This window comes from Kitasatospora sp. NPDC036993 (assembly GCF_055607525.1).
Map to the genome: position 1 here is coordinate 352,462 of NZ_JBVJRP010000003.1, position 16,185 is coordinate 368,646.

General features: G+C 74.7%; 18 protein-coding genes. 13 read left to right on the top strand and 5 right to left on the bottom strand.

Features of this window, described 5'->3' with window-relative positions; translation table 11 throughout:
• Positions 1 to 111: 111 nt before the first annotated feature.
• Positions 112 to 669, bottom strand: a complete 558-nt coding sequence (locus ACZ7C5_RS07805) for a DUF3885 domain-containing protein (RefSeq protein ID WP_470322235.1) — start codon at positions 667 to 669, stop codon at positions 112 to 114.
• Positions 670 to 833: 164 nt separating this feature from the next.
• Here ACZ7C5_RS07805 and ACZ7C5_RS07810 point away from each other — a divergent pair, with 164 nt between their 5' ends.
• Positions 834 to 1,976, top strand: a complete 1,143-nt coding sequence (locus tag ACZ7C5_RS07810; protein ID WP_470322236.1) for a serine hydrolase domain-containing protein — start codon at positions 834 to 836, stop codon at positions 1,974 to 1,976.
• Entirely contained in the window at positions 1,964 to 2,530 is a 567-nt protein-coding gene (locus ACZ7C5_RS07815) for a hypothetical protein (RefSeq protein ID WP_401087385.1), read from the top strand. Before ACZ7C5_RS07810 ends, ACZ7C5_RS07815 begins: the two co-directional genes overlap by 13 nt.
• A gap of 28 nt (positions 2,531 to 2,558) precedes the next feature.
• Here ACZ7C5_RS07815 and ACZ7C5_RS07820 read toward each other — a convergent pair whose 3' ends face one another.
• Positions 2,559 to 3,368: an alpha/beta fold hydrolase gene (locus ACZ7C5_RS07820; protein ID WP_470322237.1), complete on the bottom strand. Its 810-nt coding sequence runs from the start codon at positions 3,366 to 3,368 to the stop codon at positions 2,559 to 2,561.
• Positions 3,369 to 3,523: 155 nt separating this feature from the next.
• Positions 3,524 to 5,035 carry an outer membrane protein assembly factor BamB family protein gene (locus ACZ7C5_RS07825; RefSeq protein ID WP_470322238.1) on the bottom strand — a complete coding sequence of 504 codons (1,512 nt, stop codon included), beginning with the start codon at positions 5,033 to 5,035 and terminating at the stop codon, positions 3,524 to 3,526.
• A gap of 286 nt (positions 5,036 to 5,321) precedes the next feature.
• Between ACZ7C5_RS07825 and ACZ7C5_RS07830 the strand changes: the two genes are divergently transcribed.
• The 3 genes from ACZ7C5_RS07830 (at position 5,322) to ACZ7C5_RS07840 (ending at position 7,939) form a co-directional block, all read left to right on the top strand.
• Positions 5,322 to 6,098: a class I SAM-dependent methyltransferase gene (locus ACZ7C5_RS07830; protein WP_470322239.1), complete on the top strand. Its 777-nt coding sequence runs from the start codon at positions 5,322 to 5,324 to the stop codon at positions 6,096 to 6,098.
• 84 nt (positions 6,099 to 6,182) lie between these two features.
• Positions 6,183 to 6,821, top strand: coding sequence for an RNA polymerase sigma factor (locus ACZ7C5_RS07835; RefSeq protein ID WP_401087391.1), 639 nt, complete (start codon positions 6,183 to 6,185; stop codon positions 6,819 to 6,821).
• Positions 6,818 to 7,939 (top strand): CU044_5270 family protein, encoded by a 1,122-nt coding sequence (locus tag ACZ7C5_RS07840; RefSeq protein WP_470322240.1) that lies wholly within the window; start codon positions 6,818 to 6,820, stop codon positions 7,937 to 7,939. The genes ACZ7C5_RS07835 and ACZ7C5_RS07840 overlap by 4 nt, the downstream gene beginning before the upstream one ends.
• Positions 7,940 to 8,052: 113 nt before the next feature.
• Here the strand turns inward: ACZ7C5_RS07840 and ACZ7C5_RS07845 are convergent, their stop codons facing one another.
• Positions 8,053 to 9,471, bottom strand: coding sequence for a carotenoid oxygenase family protein (locus ACZ7C5_RS07845; protein WP_470322241.1), 1,419 nt, complete (start codon positions 9,469 to 9,471; stop codon positions 8,053 to 8,055).
• 11 nt (positions 9,472 to 9,482) lie between these two features.
• The gene (locus tag ACZ7C5_RS07850; RefSeq protein WP_470322242.1) at positions 9,483 to 10,118 is read right to left on the bottom strand and encodes a TetR/AcrR family transcriptional regulator; all 636 of its coding nucleotides are present in this window, start codon (positions 10,116 to 10,118) and stop codon (positions 9,483 to 9,485) included.
• 473 nt (positions 10,119 to 10,591) lie between these two features.
• Between ACZ7C5_RS07850 and ACZ7C5_RS07855 the strand changes: the two genes are divergently transcribed.
• The 8 genes from ACZ7C5_RS07855 to ACZ7C5_RS07890 all read left to right on the top strand — a co-directional run bounded on the left by ACZ7C5_RS07855 (position 10,592) and on the right by ACZ7C5_RS07890 (position 15,943).
• Positions 10,592 to 10,921, top strand: coding sequence for a hypothetical protein (locus ACZ7C5_RS07855; protein WP_188301584.1), 330 nt, complete (start codon positions 10,592 to 10,594; stop codon positions 10,919 to 10,921).
• 32 nt (positions 10,922 to 10,953) lie between these two features.
• Positions 10,954 to 11,643 carry an alpha/beta hydrolase gene (locus tag ACZ7C5_RS07860; RefSeq protein ID WP_470322243.1) on the top strand — a complete coding sequence of 230 codons (690 nt, stop codon included), beginning with the start codon at positions 10,954 to 10,956 and terminating at the stop codon, positions 11,641 to 11,643.
• A gap of 592 nt (positions 11,644 to 12,235) precedes the next feature.
• On the top strand, positions 12,236 to 12,595 hold the full coding sequence (locus ACZ7C5_RS07865; protein WP_401087400.1) for a DUF6204 family protein: 360 nt from the start codon (positions 12,236 to 12,238) through the stop codon (positions 12,593 to 12,595).
• A 76-nt stretch (positions 12,596 to 12,671) separates the two neighbouring features.
• On the top strand, positions 12,672 to 13,163 hold the full coding sequence (locus ACZ7C5_RS07870; RefSeq protein WP_401087402.1) for a MarR family winged helix-turn-helix transcriptional regulator: 492 nt from the start codon (positions 12,672 to 12,674) through the stop codon (positions 13,161 to 13,163).
• 118 nt (positions 13,164 to 13,281) lie between these two features.
• Positions 13,282 to 13,968, top strand: coding sequence for a class I SAM-dependent methyltransferase (locus ACZ7C5_RS07875; RefSeq protein WP_401087404.1), 687 nt, complete (start codon positions 13,282 to 13,284; stop codon positions 13,966 to 13,968).
• Positions 13,965 to 14,345: a sulfurtransferase TusA family protein gene (locus tag ACZ7C5_RS07880; protein ID WP_470322244.1), complete on the top strand. Its 381-nt coding sequence runs from the start codon at positions 13,965 to 13,967 to the stop codon at positions 14,343 to 14,345. The genes ACZ7C5_RS07875 and ACZ7C5_RS07880 overlap by 4 nt, the downstream gene beginning before the upstream one ends.
• A gap of 96 nt (positions 14,346 to 14,441) precedes the next feature.
• Positions 14,442 to 15,455 (top strand): polysaccharide deacetylase family protein, encoded by a 1,014-nt coding sequence (locus ACZ7C5_RS07885; protein ID WP_470322245.1) that lies wholly within the window; start codon positions 14,442 to 14,444, stop codon positions 15,453 to 15,455.
• Positions 15,456 to 15,496: 41 nt separating this feature from the next.
• Positions 15,497 to 15,943, top strand: a complete 447-nt coding sequence (locus ACZ7C5_RS07890; protein ID WP_401087408.1) for a hypothetical protein — start codon at positions 15,497 to 15,499, stop codon at positions 15,941 to 15,943.
• Positions 15,944 to 16,185 lie beyond the last annotated feature (242 nt).

Genomic DNA, 16,185 nt, shown 5'->3' on the forward strand with positions numbered 1-16,185 from the left:
CCCTCACTCACTGCGGCAGCCGTGACTGCCGGGGCGCGTGATCGTCGACGCGCTCCGGACACTGTGCGTGACGAACGGGCCCGGCGACAAGCCCTGGTGCAGGTCGGACCCTCACAGACCGTTGGGGTGGCTCGACAGCCACCCAGCGTGCCGCTCCTTCAGCCGGTCGCGCTCCTCGGTCGTGGCCAGGTAGACGTCCGCGCCGCCGTCGTACGGGTGGTACAGCCGCCGCATGCCGGTGCCGGTGATGATCACCCCACCCTCCCGGTCGTCGGCGACCCGGCGCAGCAGCCGGTCCAGGCTGCCCGGCCGCCACCGCCGCCGCTCCACGAAGACGTGGCAGTACGTGCGGAACGCCGGCTCGGGGTCGTCCTCCTGGAGCCAGGTCCGCCAGTGCCTCGCGTCCCGGTGCATCCGGGGGACGCTCGCCCGGCTCGTCCACCTCGGGATGAGGACGTACACCTCGGCACCGGAGAACAGCTCCTCCAGCACGGTGTTGTGGCGCTCCAGGACGATCGCGTACTCGCGCTCGTCGTCGGGGTAGCGCTTGGACTCCGGCAGGCTGTGGAAGCGCACCCAGACGTCGCGCGCCCGGCCGATCTCGTACCCGACGGGCTCCGTACCGGGCCACCGCCGCTCCCAGAGCGCCGTCAGTGCCTCGCGATCCATCCGGTCTCCCCCGTCCTCCTCGATCCTCCTCGACGGCAGGCGAGTCTGCCACATCCGTCCCACCAGTCCCGGCCTGGTGAAATCCCCTCGTCACGGCCGCCCGGCTCCCGTAGCGTGGTTCGGTCGATCTTGAGGGCGGAACAGGGCAGAACGGGGCACCACCGATGCAGCAGTACCAGGGCTGGGCCGACGAGCGCTTCGGCGCCGTCGCGGACGTCTTCGCCGCCGACTTCGCCGAGTTCCCCGAACTGGGCGCCGCCGTCACGGTGTTCGCAGGCGGCCGGAAGGTGGTCGAGCTGTGGGGCGGCACGGCCGACGAGCGCACCGGGCGGGCCTGGACGCGGGACACCGTGGTGCCGGTGTTCTCCTGTGCCAAGGGCCCGGTGAGCATCTCCGCGCACCTGCTCGCCCAGCAGGGCCGGCTGGACCTGGACGCGCCGGTCGCCCGCTACTGGCCGGAGTTCGCCCGGAACGGCAAGCAGGCCGTGACCACCCGGATGATCCTCGGCCACCGCGCCGGCCTCCCGGCCCTGGACGCGGTGCTCTCCTTCGAGGAGGTCGCCGCCTGGGATCCGGTGATCCGGGCGATCGAGGCGCAGCAGCCGCTCTGGGAGCCGGGCACCACCCACGAGTACCACGGCCATGTGTTCGGCTTCGCGGTCGGCGAGGTGATCCGCCGGATCACCGGCCTGACCCCGGGCGCGTTCCTGCGCAAGGAGATCGCCGAGCCGCTCGGCCTGCCGCTCTGGATCGGTCTGCCGGAGAGCGAACTGCCGCGCCTGGCGCGGCTGGTGGAGGCCGATGGCCGCCGCCCGATGCCCGGGCCCGAGCACCTGCTCACCCGGATCGTCACCATGAACGGCGCCCTCGTCTTCCCCGGTCTCGACGTGCCGCACGGCTGGAACGACCCGGCCCTGCACGCGATCGAGCTGCCCGGCGCGGGGGCCGTCGCCTCGGCCACCGGCCTGGCGGGCCTGTACGCGGCGGCGGCCACCGGCCTGGACGGCACTCCCCGCCTGCTCTCCCCCGACACCGTGACGGACGCGGTGCGCGAGGTCTCCTCCGGCGCCGGCTTCCTGGGCTTCGACCTGGGCGCCCGCTGGGGCTCCGGCCTGCTGCTCGACTCCCCCGCCTTCCGCCCGCTGCTCGGCGCGCGCAGCTTCGGCAACGACGGCGCCGGCGGCCAGTTCGCCTTCGGGGACGACGAGTTCGGCGTCGGCTTCGGCTACGTCGCCAACCGGATGATCGGCCACGGCGACGCCCGGGCGAACCGGCTGATCGAGGCGGTGCGCGGGTGCCTGGGCTGACGGGCTTCCTCCCCCTCGTCACCGGCCTGGCCACCACGGGCGGCCTCGGCGAGCTGCGCTACGGCGCCTCGCTGCCCGAACTCGCCGCCCACTACGGCGATCCGTGGGACGGCGGCGGCATCCACCGCGGCCACCGCTGGCCGCACGCCTTCGGCTGGGGCGACGTGCAGACGGTGTTCTGCCGCTGCCGCCGGCTCCACGCGCTGTCCCTGCCGGTCTGGCATGGCGAGCTCGACCTCCCGCAGCCGGGCGGCGGTTCGCTGACGCTGGACACCCACGTCGCCGAGCCGGACCTGATGGCCGCGCTGGCCGCCACCGGCCACGGCTGGCGGACGGTGACGTACGAGAACCTCCCGGGCCAGCGGAACCTGGAGTTCTCGCCCGCCGAGGAGGTCAGGGTCGAGCTGGTGCTCACCGACCGCGACGGCTACGACCAGCCGCCGTTCCCGGAGTGGGTGCTGCACAAGGCGGTGCTGTGGGGCTACGAGCACGTCGACTGCCCCGAGCCGGACGGCGGCCCGCCGGACGACGGCTGGGGCGCCTCCACGCGGTGACCCGTGGGCCACGTGGGCGTCACCCGCCTCAGCGCAGCGCGCGCGGCAGCACCACCCGCACCCACTCCTCCGGCTGCGACAGGTGCGGGGCGTGCCCGGCGCCCTCGTACAGGTGGCGTTCCGGCTTGGGCAGGGCGAGGTCGATCAGGTCCAGCACCTCGCCGAACATCGGCGCGCTGTCGTCGCTCTGGGTGAGCAGCGCGGGCTCGCCGAACCGGGAGAGGCCGGCGAGGTCGAGGTCGAGCGCGTCCGGGTCGCGCAGTTCGTCCAGGTAGGTGGGCGCGTTGCGGATGTAGCTGTGCCGTACCGGCGCGGGCAGCTGCTCCCAGGCGCCGGGGCCGAGGGCGAGGCTGTCCACGTACAGTTCGGCCGCCGCGGCGGACTCGGCCTGCTCCAGCAGCTCCCGGACGGCGGCGATCCGGTCGGCGAAGCCGGTGCCGATCGGCCGCAGGTCCGGGTCGGCGAGCAGGATGCCGGTGCCCGGCGGCTCGTGCACGGCGATCCCCCGCAGCAGGTCGGGCCTGGCGGCGGCGAGCCTGAGGGCGACCAGCGCGCCGTAGGAGTCGCCGTAGACGAAGGCGGGGGCGAGGCCCAGCGCGTGGAGCAGCCCGGCCAGGTCGGCCGCGTCCTCGTGCACCGAACCCTGGGTGAGCGGGTCCTCGCTGCGGCTGTGCCCCCGGCGGTCGTAGGCGACCACGGTGGTGGACTCGGCCAGGCCGGGCAGCACCCGCGCCCAGGAGTCCCCGTCGCTCCAGGAGCCGTGCACCAGCACGACGCCGGGGCCCTCGCCGTGGGCCTCGTAGTGCAGCCCCACCCCGTTCACCCTGATCTCCGCCATCACGAGCCTCCCGGTGTCGGCGGTGCTCCTCCACCAGCCTGACACAACCGCCCGGAAGGCTCAGGCCCACGGCCCGCAGCGGACACCCCGGGCACGGGCGCCCCCTCGGCGACCCCGGGTGCGGCCCCGGGTGCGGCCCCGGGTGCGGCCCCGGATCAGCTCAGCCCCCGCACCGGCGGCTCGTCCCGCGTCCCGTCCTCGGCCACCACGGTGAAGCGTTCCGGGCCGGACAGCGAGAGGTCCACCGGATAGAGCGAGGCGGTGCCGTTGACGTCCAGCACGGCGCTCCGCCGCCCGGTCGCCGCCTCCACCCTGGTCACCCGGCCCCGGGTCATCGCCCACACCGAGGCGCCGTCCACCACCAGGCCGGTCACCTGGTCGTCGAGCTCCGCCGTCCAGCGCTTGCCGCCGTCCGCGAGCGAGTACGCCAGCAGCCGCCCGGTGGCGGTCCTGCCGGGGTGCCTGCCGCCGCTGATGCCGACGTCGCCGGGCTTCTCCCCCGGCACGATGAACAGGTCCCCGACGACCACCCCGCCGAACAGCGGCCGGGCGCTGAACTCGTCGAAGGCGTGCAGCCCGCCCAGCATCACGTCCAGGTCGTACTCGTCCCCGGCGACCGGTATCGCCGCCCGCTGACGGCCGGACCGGTCGTAGCCGAGCACCGCGTGGGTGCCGCGCTCGGCCCCGGCGTCCACCCAGACCGCCAGCGGGTCGACCGACAGCACCGCGAGGTTGCGCAGCCCGCCCGCCGCCGGCAGCGCGATCCGCTCCCGCTCCCGCCCGTCCGCCGGTGCCAGCGAGCGCAGCACGGGCGCCGCGTCGCCGCACCGCGCGACCGTCACGGCGTCCCCGGCGCCGCCCGCGACCTGCAACGGCGTGCAGCCGGGGTCGGGCGTGCTGCGCCAGACGTCCCGGCCGTCCGCCAGCCGTACGGCGCGCCAGCCGCTCCGCTCCTGGAGCAGGGCCTGCGGTCCTGCCACGGCGACCACGTCGGGCGTCGCGTCGTCCCCGTCCCTGGCGGGCGCGTCCACGGTGGCGGTCCAGCCCTCCCGGCCGTCGGCGAGGTCGAGCGCCGTCACGGCCGAGCACGGCCGGTCGTGCGGCGAGTGGCCGATCAATCCGACGGCGCCGGCCCGGCCCTGGTCCCCCGGACCGGTCCCGCGGCTCATCGCGCACACCGAGTCCTCCCCGGGCGGGGTCCAGCTCCAGGCGACGGCCCCGGTGGCACCGCGGTACGCCACCACCAGGTCCGGGCGGACCCGCACCACCAGGTCCCCGCTGGTCCAGCTGCCCACCGCGCGGATCGTGGACGGCCGGTCCGGCGGCACCTTCCAGGAGTCGTTGAGGCCGTCCCCGGCGAAGGCGACGAAGATCCCGAGCCCGAGCAGGGCGCCGGCGGCGGCCGAGGGGAACCCGGCCCTGGGGTGGATCAGCGCCCAGACGAAGCCCGCGCCGCAGGGCATCAGCCCGAGGATGCTGATGATCCCCATGTAGGCCAGGCTGTCGCCGCCGAACCCGTTCGCCGGGCCGAACAGGACCGCCAGCCCCATGCTCGCGAACATCGCCCCGAGCACGCCGCCGGAGACCACCAGCCAGGTCTCCCTGCCCCAGGCGAAGCCGGCGCCCCACCGCGCCCTGACGACCCTGTCCGCGGGCCAAACGGCCATGCCGGTCTCTCCCCTGCGACGCGCCGCCCACCGCGCGGGGCGACGATCACCGGATCGTCGCAGAGCCGGTCATGATCCGGAACAAAGAGCAGGGAAAACCCCGGCCATGCCCCGTACATACCAGGCCGTGGACGGCGGGATCGCCGGAAGTCCCGGCCCGGCGCCGTCACCCGTCGGGCCCGGCGCCGTCACCCGTCCGCGCTACCCCGTCAGCCGGCTGCCCCGCCTTGTCACCCGTCCGGAAACCGATTGCCCGCCCTCCGGTCACTGGCTAGCGTGGCCCGACATGACCGCGACTCCCGACACCCCCGACTGGCTCACCGCCAACCGCGCGAACTGGGACGAGCGCGTCCCCGTCCACACCGCCGGAGCCTTCTACGACCTGCCCGGCTTCGTCGCGGGCCGCGACACCCTCCAGGACTACGAGCCCGCCGAGGTCGGCGACGTCACCGGCCGCACGCTGCTCCACCTCCAGTGCCACATCGGGCTCGACACCCTCTCCTGGGCCCGCCGCGGCGCCGTCGTCACCGGGCTCGACTTCTCCGCCCCCGCCGTCGCGGCGGCCGCCGACCTCGCCGCCCGGATCGGCGCCGCCGACGCCCGGTTCGTCACCTCCGACGTCCACGACGCCGCCGTGGCGCTCGACGGCCGGACGTACGACATCGTCTACACCGGCTTCGGCGCCCTCTGCTGGCTCCCCGACCTCACCCGCTGGGCCCGTACGGTCGCCTCGCTCCTCACCCCCGGCGGCTTCCTCTACCTCGCCGAGCACCACCCGGTGGCCGACGTGCTCGCCGACGACGGGCGCACCTTCGAGGAGGACTACTTCGAGCGCACGCCGATCGTCGTCGACTTCCCCGGCACCTACGCCGACCCGGACGCCCGGCTCGACTCCACCGTCACCGTCCAGTGGCAGCACGGCCTCGGCGAGGTCGTCACCGCCCTGGCCGGCGCCGGACTCCGCCTGGACTTCCTCCACGAGCACGACCACGCCCACTTCCGCGTCCCGGCCGGCTCCCCCGCCCCGCAGTCCTACTCCCTCCGGGCCACCCGGCCCCGGTGATTTTCAGGGGCACATATTGGCCCCCTGACGCCCCGTGTGAGGCAGGTCACCGGAACCGGGCGCCCGAGGCGGACAAGGCACTTCGTGGACTACACATTGCACGCCCGGATACGCGCGGGGGACCCCGAGGCGTTCAGGGAACTCTTCCGCGACCATGCCCCCCTGGTCCATCGGCACGCCGTCCGCGTGAGCGGTGACCGGGACCTCGCCGAGGACGTCGTCTCACTGACCTTCCTGGAGGCCTGGCGGCTGCGCGGCCGGCTCCTCGACCACGAGGCCGGCCCGCGCCCGTGGCTCATGGGCATCGCCGTCAACGTGCTGCGCAACACCCGCCGTGCCGCACGCCGCCACCACGCGGCCCTCGGACGCCTGCCCGCCCGCGACACCGTCCCGGACTTCGCCGACGAACTCGTCGGGCGGATGGCCGACGCCGACCAGCTGGCCGCCGCCCAGCGGGCGCTGAAGCGACTGCGCCGCTCCGAGCGCGAGGTGTTCACCCTGTGCGTCTGGTCCGGACTGGGGTACGCCGAGGCCGCCGCCGCGCTCGGGGTCCCCGTCGGCACCGTGCGTTCGCGCCTCTCACGCGCCCGCACCCGACTGCGCAGACTCGCCGGACAGGAACTGAGGAAGAACCGGGAACCGCTTCCGCGTCCCGGACAAGTACAGGGCGGCCGCACCTGCGCGGCCCGGTCGTACGAGTCGCACGAGGAGACGTACGGATGACCCGCAAGTTCTGGAAGCGGACCGAGTCCCTGGACCCCACGGAGCCGGACCACGCGGAGCCGGAGTCCACGGATCCGGACCACGCGGAGCTCGCCCGGCTGCTGCCGGCCCCGTCGATCCCCCCGATGCCGCTCGACCGTCAGCTGCTGTTCGAGGAGCACCTGTTGAACGAGATCCGCACTCCCGCACCCCCGACCGCGAAGCGGCCGGCTCGGCGCGCCCTGCTGATCGCCCTCCCGGTCACCGCCGCCGCGCTCGCCGCCGTCGTCGCCGTCAACGCGCTGACCGGCGGCGCACCGCGGACGGGGTCGGCTTCCGTGGAAGCGCCCGTCGTGCCGGTCGAGGAGGGCAGCGCCCTCCAGCTCGTCTCGACCGTCCAGCAGATCGCCGCCGCCGTGAGCAAGCAGCGGACCCCGGAGCCCAAGCCCGGCCAGTACATCTACGTCAAGAGCGAGGTCTCCTACCTGTCCTACTCGCACAACGCCGACAACGACGAGTCCAGGACGTGGGTGCAGCCGCTGCACCAGCGCGAGGTCTGGAAGTCCCCCGACGCGCGCAGCGGCTGGGTCGACGAGCCCGGCCAGCTGCCCGAGGGCGGCCTGGGCCTCGGCAAGGACAACCCCCACTCCAAGCCGGTGAACGGCAAGGACGTCCCCGGCGAGGCCCCCAACCTGTCGTACGACTGGCTCAAGGCCCAGCCGACCGACCCGGAGCCGCTGCTGAAGGCGATCTACGCGACCACCGGCGGCCCGCGTGACCGGGACCAGCAGGCGTTCGAGACGATCAAGGCGGTCGTCAACGAGCAGCTCGTACCGGCCCAGAACGCCGCCGCGCTCTACCGGGCCGCCGCGGACATCCCCGGTGTGGTCGTCGTCCAGAACTCCCAGGACGCCGCCGGCCGCACCGGCCTCGCCCTGGCCCGCCTGGACGAGAAGACCGGCGAACGCATCGAACTCGTCTTCGACCGTACGACCTTCGCCTACCTGGGCAGTCGCGGCGTCCAGGTCAAGCAGGTGAACAACGTCAAGCCCGGGACGGTCACCGAGCGCACCGCCGTCCTGGAGCGGACCGTCGTCGACGCCCTGAAGCAGCGGCCCGCTCCCGGCGGGACCGTCTGACCGGAGCCCGCGACGACAGCGGCGGCGGGGGCTGCCGGGGCGGTCCGGGTCGGCAGGTGACTGCCGGCCCGGGCGCGCCCGATCGCCCGCACCGCGCCCGCCCTGGAGGCCTCTCAGCCGCGGGCCGGCTCGCCGCCCGGCACCCAGTTCCCGTGCAGGCCCAGCGGCACCCGCACCGGCAGGTGGATGCGGGCCACCGGCTCGCCGGTGAAGTCCTCGGCGGCGAGGATCACCAGGTCCGTCGCGCCCCGGGCCGGGTCGAGGACGTACGCCATCAGGTAGCCGTCGTCCTCCGCCGCCGGCGACTCGGCGGCGACGAACACCCCCTCGCCGACCGCCCCGTAGCGCCCGAACTCGTGGGCCTCGACGGTCCCCCGGCGCAGGTCGTGCTTGAGCAGGGAGTTGCTGAAGCCCTCGTCCGGACGGTCGTCCCCGGGGCCGGCCGGCGACGCGTAGAGCTCGACGGCGGCCGCGTAGCCGTAGCGGTAGGGGCGGCCGGTGTGGCGCGAGTTGAGGCGCGGGAACTCCTGCACCCGGTCGTCCAGCCGCTCCTCCCGCACCGTTCCCGCCGCCAGGTCGACCGTCCAGCGGTCGAGCGTGGGCCGGCTCGCGCCGATGTCGCGCAGGTCCATCCCCGGCGGGTGCCGCACGACGTCGACCACCAGCGAATCCGCCGTCCGCTCGTACGCGTTGAGGGTGTGCCCGACCAGGTGCGGCGACAGCTCGAACCACCGCACCGCACCGCCCTCGCGGGGCATCACCCCGAGCCGGGCGGGGCGCCGCTCGTCCCAGGTGAAGGGCACGCCGGTGGCCAGGTGCGCCGCGCTGAACACCACCGGCGTGTCGTACAGCAGCACGAACCGCTCGGTGAGCGCGAAGTCGTGCATGTACGGGTTCCCCGGCACCTCGATCAGCGTGCCGCGCCGGACGGCGCCGCCGGCGTCCATCACGATGTGCTGCACCTGCTCCGAGCCGTAGCGGAAGGCCAGCGAGTGCAGTTCCCCGGTGTGCGGGTCGAGGATCGAGTGGGCGTTGGCGCTGTACCCCTCGGGCGTGGCGCCCAGCTCGCACGGGCCCACCGTGTCCAGCTCGTAGGTGAGTTCGTACGGGCGGATGCCGCCCTCGATCAGGGCGTAGGTGCGCCCGGCGAGGCCGGCGACCTGCACGTTGGGCGAGATGTCCAGCCGCTCGTCGACGGGCGTGCCGCGCCGGGGCTCGCCGAGCCGGTCGGCGACCGCGCCGGAGCGCACCCAGCGGTTGCGGTACCACTCGGCGCGGCCGTCCCGTAACCGGACGCCGTGCACCATGCCCGCGCCGAGCGTCCACAGGTGCGCGGCCGGGTCCTCGATGCCCAGCGGGTTGGGGCCGTTGCGCAGGTAGCGGCCGTCGAGGTGGGCCGGGATCCGGCCGGTGACGGGCAGGTCGTGGGCGGTGACCTCCTCGGTCACCGGGGCGAAGTTCCCGGACAGGTAGCGGTTGCGGCTCGTGGTGGTCCGGCTCGTACTGTTCCTGCTCACGGTGTTCCCACTCATGGCGTCTCTCCTCATGGTGTCGCCGTCTCGTCAGGTGCTGGGGCGCCGGCGCCGAACGCCCGCCCCAGCGCGGCCATCAGCTCCTCGTAGCGCGCGCCCGCCTCGGCCGGGGCGAAGTGGCCGGCCAGCTCCAGGCTCACCGCGCCGTGGGTGGCCGCCCAGAACAGCTTGGACACCTCGTGGGCCTCGCCGGGCCGGAAGACCCCGGCCGCCATGCAGGCGTCCACGGCGGCCACCGAGGCGCCGAACGCCCCGTCCGCCACGGCCAGGGCCTCGGCGCCGGGCCGGAATCCGGACACCGGCTGCTCGAACATCACCCGGTAGTAGGCGGGTTCGGCGAGCGCGCGCTCCCGGTAGGCCCGGCCGAGCGCGGTCAGGTACGCCAACGGACCCTCTCCGCGCGGCACTTCGTCCTGTGCCCGGCGCAGCCGCGCGAAGCCCTCGCGGTACAGCGCGTCGAGCAACCCCTCCTTCCCTCCGAACATCGTGTACAGCACCTTGGTCGAGGAGCCGATCTCGGCGGCGATCCGGCGCACGGTCAGCCCGGCGGGGCCTTCGGTGACGAGGAGCGCGATGGCGCGGTCGAGGATCACGGCGCGTACGGCGGCCTGGCCGGCCCGCTGCGCGTCCTGGTAGGGCGTGCTCATGGGCAACAACGTAACCGATGGGAAACACTGTTACCACCCCTGTGTGCGGACCGCCGCCCGAAACCGCGCCACCCCGGCCCCGTGTCCCGCCGGTCAGCGGCATGCGGTGAGCGACGGGCGCGCACCGGCGAGCCTCGCGGCCCGTACACACCCCCAACTCGGAGCGGGAAGTCGGCCCGCCCGACTTTCCACTCCGGTCTCCACCCCTTCCGCACACTGGCGCGCCCCACGAACGAGGGACCTGGAACATCCCTCCCACCACCGCAACACCCACCCACTACAGGTGAGTTGGCGTCACGTCAAGGCGAGTCCAGCCCGTCGGCCGCGGAATTCCCGGCCCGCGCTGAGCCGACCGAGTGAGCCTCCGCCACGGGCAGTGCGCGCACCACCGGTCCGCTCGTTCTGCTGTACATGCCTCCCTCGCTCTCCACGCCGCCCCCGTTGCCCGCGCACAGCACCGCGAGGAGGTTCCCGTGGCCGTGATCGGCCGTGCCACGGCCACCGTGGTGGCGCTGGGCATCCTGCTCGTCCCGGCCGCGGTCACCGCGGGCACCGACCTGGCACCCGAGGTCGGCTCGGGCTGGTGGGAGGTGTCGGCCAACGCCGCCAACGTCCGGGTCGACCACTTCGGCGAGGAGCCCGTCATCGGATTAGCCAGTTCGGGTGACCGGGTCGAGGTCGTGGACACCTGGACCTCGCCGCTCGGCGCCCGCTGGGCGAAGGTCATGGTGGTGCGCAACCGGGTCTCCGGGTGGGTGCTGTGGTCCCTGCTCGCGCACCGCGACCCGTCATCGGAACCGTAGAATCCGTCTGTACGAATCAGGAGGGATATCGCGTGTTCCGAGCGCAGCGTCCGCGCACCGCAGAGCTGACCCCGTGGCAGGGCGAGGGGCCGGTCAACGGCGTCGCCCTGCTGTTGCCGGGCGGATTCATCCGCAGCCGGCGCGCACCGATGAAGGTCGCCGAGCTGGGCCTGCGGGACCTGGCCACCGAACTCGCCGACCGAGGCCGGCCGCACGGCCTCGCGGTGCACCTGCTGCGCTACCGCCACGGCGGCTGGAACGGCGCCGACGCCGACACCGCGGTCGACACCCGCTGGGCGCTCGACGAGCTCGCCCGGCGGTACCCGGGCACGCCGACCGTCCTGATCGGCAACTCGCTGGGCGGGCGCGCCGCGTTCTGGTGCGCCGGGCACCCGTCCGTGGTCGGCGTGGCCGGGATCGCCCCCTGGCTGCCCAGCGGCGACCCGGTGGACCAGCTGGCCGGGCGGCGGGTCCTGATCGTCCACGGCACCGGCGACCACAGCTCGGCCAACGCCGCCCAGTCCCTGGAGTACGCGCTGCGCGCCCGGCAGGTCGTCCCCGGCCTCGCACGCTACGAGGCCCCGGGCGCCAACCACTACCTGCTCCGCGAGTCCCGCGACATCAGCGCGCTGACCACCGGTTTCACCCTCGCCACCCTGGGCGCCGAGCCCGCCCCGCTGACGGCGGGGGCGGTCTGCACCCGGCTCCCGGCACGGGCGTAGCCGCTCCCCCTCCCCCTGCCGCACCTCCCGCCGCACACCCCGCGCCCCGCACTCCGGGCCTCCCCTGCCGATCGGCAGGGGAGGCCCGGCCGCCTTCCCCCAACAATCCTGCCGATCGGCACATGCGCGAACGGGCCCTCGGCGATCAATCTTGGAGTCACCGCGAGGACGGCCACCCGGGCCGCCGCAGAAGGGAGCCTCCACCGTGTTCCGTGAGCGCGCTCTCCGCCTCCACTTCCACGAGGCGGAACTGAATGATCGTCAGTTCCGTCCTCTCCGGGGCGGGGCACTCCGACCCGCGCCCACCCCGACCGGACGGGAGCACACATGCCCTTCGTCAAGCCCACCGCCAAGCCCGCCGCCCTCGCCCGCGACCGGCTCACCCGGTACGCGGACCAGCTCGCCGAAGTCCTCACCTCCGGCTGAAAGGACTCCCGCAGTCGCCGATGCGCATCAGCCCGGACCTCCGGGCCCCACCGGCCGACCACCAGCCGCCCGGCCGACCCGGAGGCGGACCCTCCCCAGGCTGCCACGCCCCGCCCCGCCGAAATCGTGTTGGCGGTCGGCGGCCCGCACTGCCTATGGTCGGGGGATGACCACCACCCGAACCTTCCGCATCATGGTGCGCGGCGTCTTCGACGGCCTCACCGCCGAACAGCGCGCCGAACTGCTCGCCGCCGCCCCCGAGCACGACGTGCTGCACGCCGCCTTCACCCGCGAGGGCCACCTCAGTTACGACCTGTCCGCCCGGGCCGCCTTCACCTTCCGCTTCCTCGACGGCGGCGAGGCCGAGGAGGACATCCTGGAGGCCACCGAGCGGGCCGAGCAGTCGGCGCGGAGCTGGCTGGCCGAACGGGGCTACGGCCACAAGAACCTCCGGTCCCAGGCCGAGGACCTCTCCCAGGCGCCGCTCGGCAAGCGGCAGCGACGCGCCGCCAACGCCTCGCACTGACCCGACCCCCTCCCCCCTTCGCCACCTCCTTGACGGCCTCCTCTTCGGATATACTTGAGCAGTCAAGGAGGTGGCAATGACAGAACAGACGAAGCCGGCACAGTCCACGACGGGCCCGAGCCCCGACCCGCTGGACACCGCCCTGCGGCTGGTCCGCGCCCAGACGGCCGTGGTCAGGCGCTTCGACGCGAGTCTCAGCAGCCTGCACGGCGTCAGCCTGGCCGACTTCACCATGCTGCTCCACCTGTCCCAGGCCCCGGGCAGCCGGATGCGCCGGGTCGACCTCGCCGAGGCCCTCGGGCTCACCGCCTCCGGCGTCACCCGCGGTCTCGCGCCGCTGGAGCGGATCGGTCTGGTCGCCCGCGAGGCCGCCGCCCGCGACGCCCGGGTCGCCTATGCCGCCCTCACCCCGACCGGCCGCGACCGGCTCGCCGAGATGCTGCACACCGCCCGCCAGGTCGCCGCCGACCACTTCGCGGCAGAGCAATGGAGCACCGAGGACCTCGGCAGGCTGTCCGCCCTGCTCACCCGCCTCGGCGGCACCGCCCCCGGCCAGCGGCTCGGCTGAGCCGCGCACCCCGCCACACCCACCGCCCGGCACCACGTCCTAGGCTGGCCCACACGACCCGCACCACCCGCCCGACCCGCACCACCCGCACCACCCCACCCCCGCGAAGGGCAGCGCCATGACCGACACCCCCGGTACCGGGCCCGGCCGGGAGCCCGCCCTCGCCGACGCCCAACGCACGCACTGGCAGCGGACCTATACCGCCAACCCCGGGATGTACGGCGAGCAGCCCTCCGCGCCCGCCGAGTACGCCGCGGGGGTGTTCACCGCCGCCGGGGCCGGGGACGTGCTGGAACTCGGCGCCGGCCACGGCCGCGACGCACTGTTCTTCGCCCGTACCGGCTTCCGCGTCGTGGCCGCCGACTTCAGTCCGACCGGCCTGGACCAGTTGCACGCCGCCGCGGTGGACCAGGGCCTGGCCGACCGGCTCTCGACCCTCGCCCACGACGTCCGCGACCCACTGCCCCTCCCCGACGCCTCCGTCGACGCGGTCTTCGCCCACATGCTGCTCTGCATGGCGCTCTCCACCGAGGAGATCACGGCGCTCGTCGCCGAGGTCCGCCGCGTCCTGCGCCCGGGCGGCACCTTCGTCTACACCGTCCGCCACACCGGCGACGCCCACTACGGCGCCGGCGCCGGCCACGGGGACGACATCTGGGAGCACGGCGGCTTCGCCGTCCACTTCTTCCCCCGCGAGCTGGTGGACGCGCTCGCCGAGGGCTGGCGGCTGACCGACGTCCATCCCTTCGAGGAGGGCGGACTGCCCCGCCGCCTCTGGCGCATCACCCAGGAGACCCCCCGATGACCGCCCCCGAAGCCCCCGCCACCGACACCGCGGACACCGCCACCGAGGCCCCCGCCCTCACCATCGACGGCACCGGCCTGCTCTGCGTCCAGCTCCTGCTCCGGCTGCGAGCCCGGATCGCGCACCTCCCGGCCGGCGCGGTGGTCCACATCCAGACCACCGACCCCGCCGCCCCGCTCGACCTGCCCGCCTGGTGCCACCTGACCGGCCACGAGTACCTCGGCCAGGTCCCGTACCAGGCCACCGACCGCGAGGTGTACGCCCTGCGCCTCACCTCCGCCCCGGTCCTGACCCGCCCGGACCGCCCCTGGCACCCGGCCCCCGACGCCGACCAGCCGCAGCCCGACGCCGGCCGGGGGCAACCCGGCGCCGCCTGACCACCCGTCACCCGGAGCGCCCGTCACCCCGAGCGCCCCGTGCCCTCGGCGGAAATCCCCGGGCGCCGAACTCCGGCGCCGGGACAGACTGCCCCCATGCCCACGGCCGCCACGACGCCCCCGACCCCGACCCCGACCCCGACCCCGACCCCGACCCCGACCCCGACCCCGACCCCGACCCCGACCCCGACCGCCAACCACCTCCTCGGCCACCCGCCCGAGGCCCGCCTCCTGCTGCTCAACTGCGACGACCTCGGCCTGGACGAGTCCGTCAACCTCGCCGTGATCGACGCCGTCCGCAACGGCATCGCCGCCTCGTGCAGCCTGATGACCGCGTGCGCCGCCGCCCCGCACGCGCTCCGGCTGCTGCGCCGGCACCCGGAGGTCCCCTTCGGCGTCCACCTCACCCTCGTCTGCGAGACCTCGGTGCGCGAGTCCCCGGACCGCCGCTGGGGCCCGCTCGCCGCCCGCGACCGGGTGCCCTCCCTCCTCGACGCCACCGGTGCGCTGTTCGCCCCCACCCCGGCCGGGCGCGCCGAACTGCTCGCCCGGGCCAGGACCGACCACGTCGAGCGTGAGTTCCGCGCCCAGATCGACGCGGTGGCGGCGGCCGGACTCGCCCCCACCCACCTCGACTTCCACTGCCTCGCCGACGGCGGCCGCGAGGACATCCTCGACCTCACCCTCGCCCTCGGCGCCGAGTACGGCCTGGCGGTCCGGGTCTGGCTGCCGCCCGCGCTGGCCCGGCTGCGCGAACGCGGCCTGCCCGTCGTGGACCACGGCTTCCTCGACAGCTTCGCCGTCCCCCTCGACGACAAGCCCGCCCACTACGCCCGGCTGCTCGCCGCCCTCCCGCCGGGCCTCACCGAGTGGGCCCTGCACCCCGCCCTGCCCGGCCAGAACCCCCGCGACCCGACCGCCCACACCCCGGACGACGGCCGACGCGTCCGGGAGACCGACCACGAGTTCCTGGTCTCCCCCGAGGCACACCGGGCGCTCGCCGAGCACGACATCACCGTCCTCGGCTACCGCGCGCTCCAGGAGGCCTGGCAACGAGCCCGCGGACGGCTCACGCCCGAGGCCCGCGGGATGCCCGGTGTGCCACGATGAGGAGGCACGAACGACCCAGCGCCACAGGGAGGTTGACCGCCGTGGACCCGATCATCAGCTGCCGCTGGCAGGACCCGAACGGCGAGTGGGCCCTGACCGTCGGCCACAACGGCGACGGCTGGGAACTGCTCGCCGCGGCCCCCGCCTGGTCGGAGTCGCTCCCCTTCGCCGACCCGGACGACGTCCGCCGGCTCGCCCAGGCCCTGCTGGACCTGCCCGCCGAACCCGAACCGTACGAGTTCGAATGGCAGCTCTCCCGCACCGAGCCCGCCCAGGCCAAGGGCGAACGGACCCACTTCGCGACCTTCGCCGTCGGACTCGACCCCACCGACGGCCACCGCCCGTACCTCGCCTACCAGTCCTACTACCACCTGGGCCAGGCGACCGGACTCGGCCTGGAGGTGATCTGCGAGGACCCGCCGGTCGACCACCTCCGCGCCCAGGCGCACGCCTTCCTCACCGCCTACCCCGGCCCCACCCACCGGTAGCCGACCCCAACTCCCAGCCCCCAGCTCCACCAGCCGCGACACCCCCAGCGCCGACACCACCGGCACCGACCGCGAAACCGGCTCACGCCACGGCGCGCGCCACCCAGTCCACCTCCGCCGCCCGGCTCTCCGGCGCGGCCCGACCGTTGACCACCGCCAACCGGTCACGCACCGCCCCGGCATCCCCCGGCACCGCCCCCGCCCCCACGCACCACGGCCCGTACCGCACCACCAGCGCCGCG

Excerpts from the sequence above, each read along its gene's own strand:
- ACZ7C5_RS07850 (WP_470322242.1), bottom strand. The coding sequence starts at position 10,118 with ATGAGCACGCCCTACCAGGACGCGCAGCGGGCCGGCCAGGCCGCCGTA.
- ACZ7C5_RS07870 (WP_401087402.1), top strand. The coding sequence starts at position 12,672 with ATGACAGAACAGACGAAGCCGGCACAGTCCACGACGGGCCCGAGCCCC.
- ACZ7C5_RS07840 (WP_470322240.1), top strand. The coding sequence starts at position 6,818 with ATGACCCGCAAGTTCTGGAAGCGGACCGAGTCCCTGGACCCCACGGAG.
- ACZ7C5_RS07865 (WP_401087400.1), top strand. The coding sequence starts at position 12,236 with ATGACCACCACCCGAACCTTCCGCATCATGGTGCGCGGCGTCTTCGAC.
- ACZ7C5_RS07830 (WP_470322239.1), top strand. The coding sequence starts at position 5,322 with ATGACCGCGACTCCCGACACCCCCGACTGGCTCACCGCCAACCGCGCG.
- ACZ7C5_RS07880 (WP_470322244.1), top strand. The coding sequence starts at position 13,965 with ATGACCGCCCCCGAAGCCCCCGCCACCGACACCGCGGACACCGCCACC.
- ACZ7C5_RS07875 (WP_401087404.1), top strand. The coding sequence starts at position 13,282 with ATGACCGACACCCCCGGTACCGGGCCCGGCCGGGAGCCCGCCCTCGCC.
- ACZ7C5_RS07820 (WP_470322237.1), bottom strand. The coding sequence starts at position 3,368 with ATGGCGGAGATCAGGGTGAACGGGGTGGGGCTGCACTACGAGGCCCAC.
- ACZ7C5_RS07845 (WP_470322241.1), bottom strand. The coding sequence starts at position 9,471 with ATGAGTGGGAACACCGTGAGCAGGAACAGTACGAGCCGGACCACCACG.
- ACZ7C5_RS07805 (WP_470322235.1), bottom strand. The coding sequence starts at position 669 with ATGGATCGCGAGGCACTGACGGCGCTCTGGGAGCGGCGGTGGCCCGGT.
- ACZ7C5_RS07825 (WP_470322238.1), bottom strand. The coding sequence starts at position 5,035 with ATGGCCGTTTGGCCCGCGGACAGGGTCGTCAGGGCGCGGTGGGGCGCC.
- ACZ7C5_RS07885 (WP_470322245.1), top strand. The coding sequence starts at position 14,442 with ATGCCCACGGCCGCCACGACGCCCCCGACCCCGACCCCGACCCCGACC.
- ACZ7C5_RS07810 (WP_470322236.1), top strand. The coding sequence starts at position 834 with ATGCAGCAGTACCAGGGCTGGGCCGACGAGCGCTTCGGCGCCGTCGCG.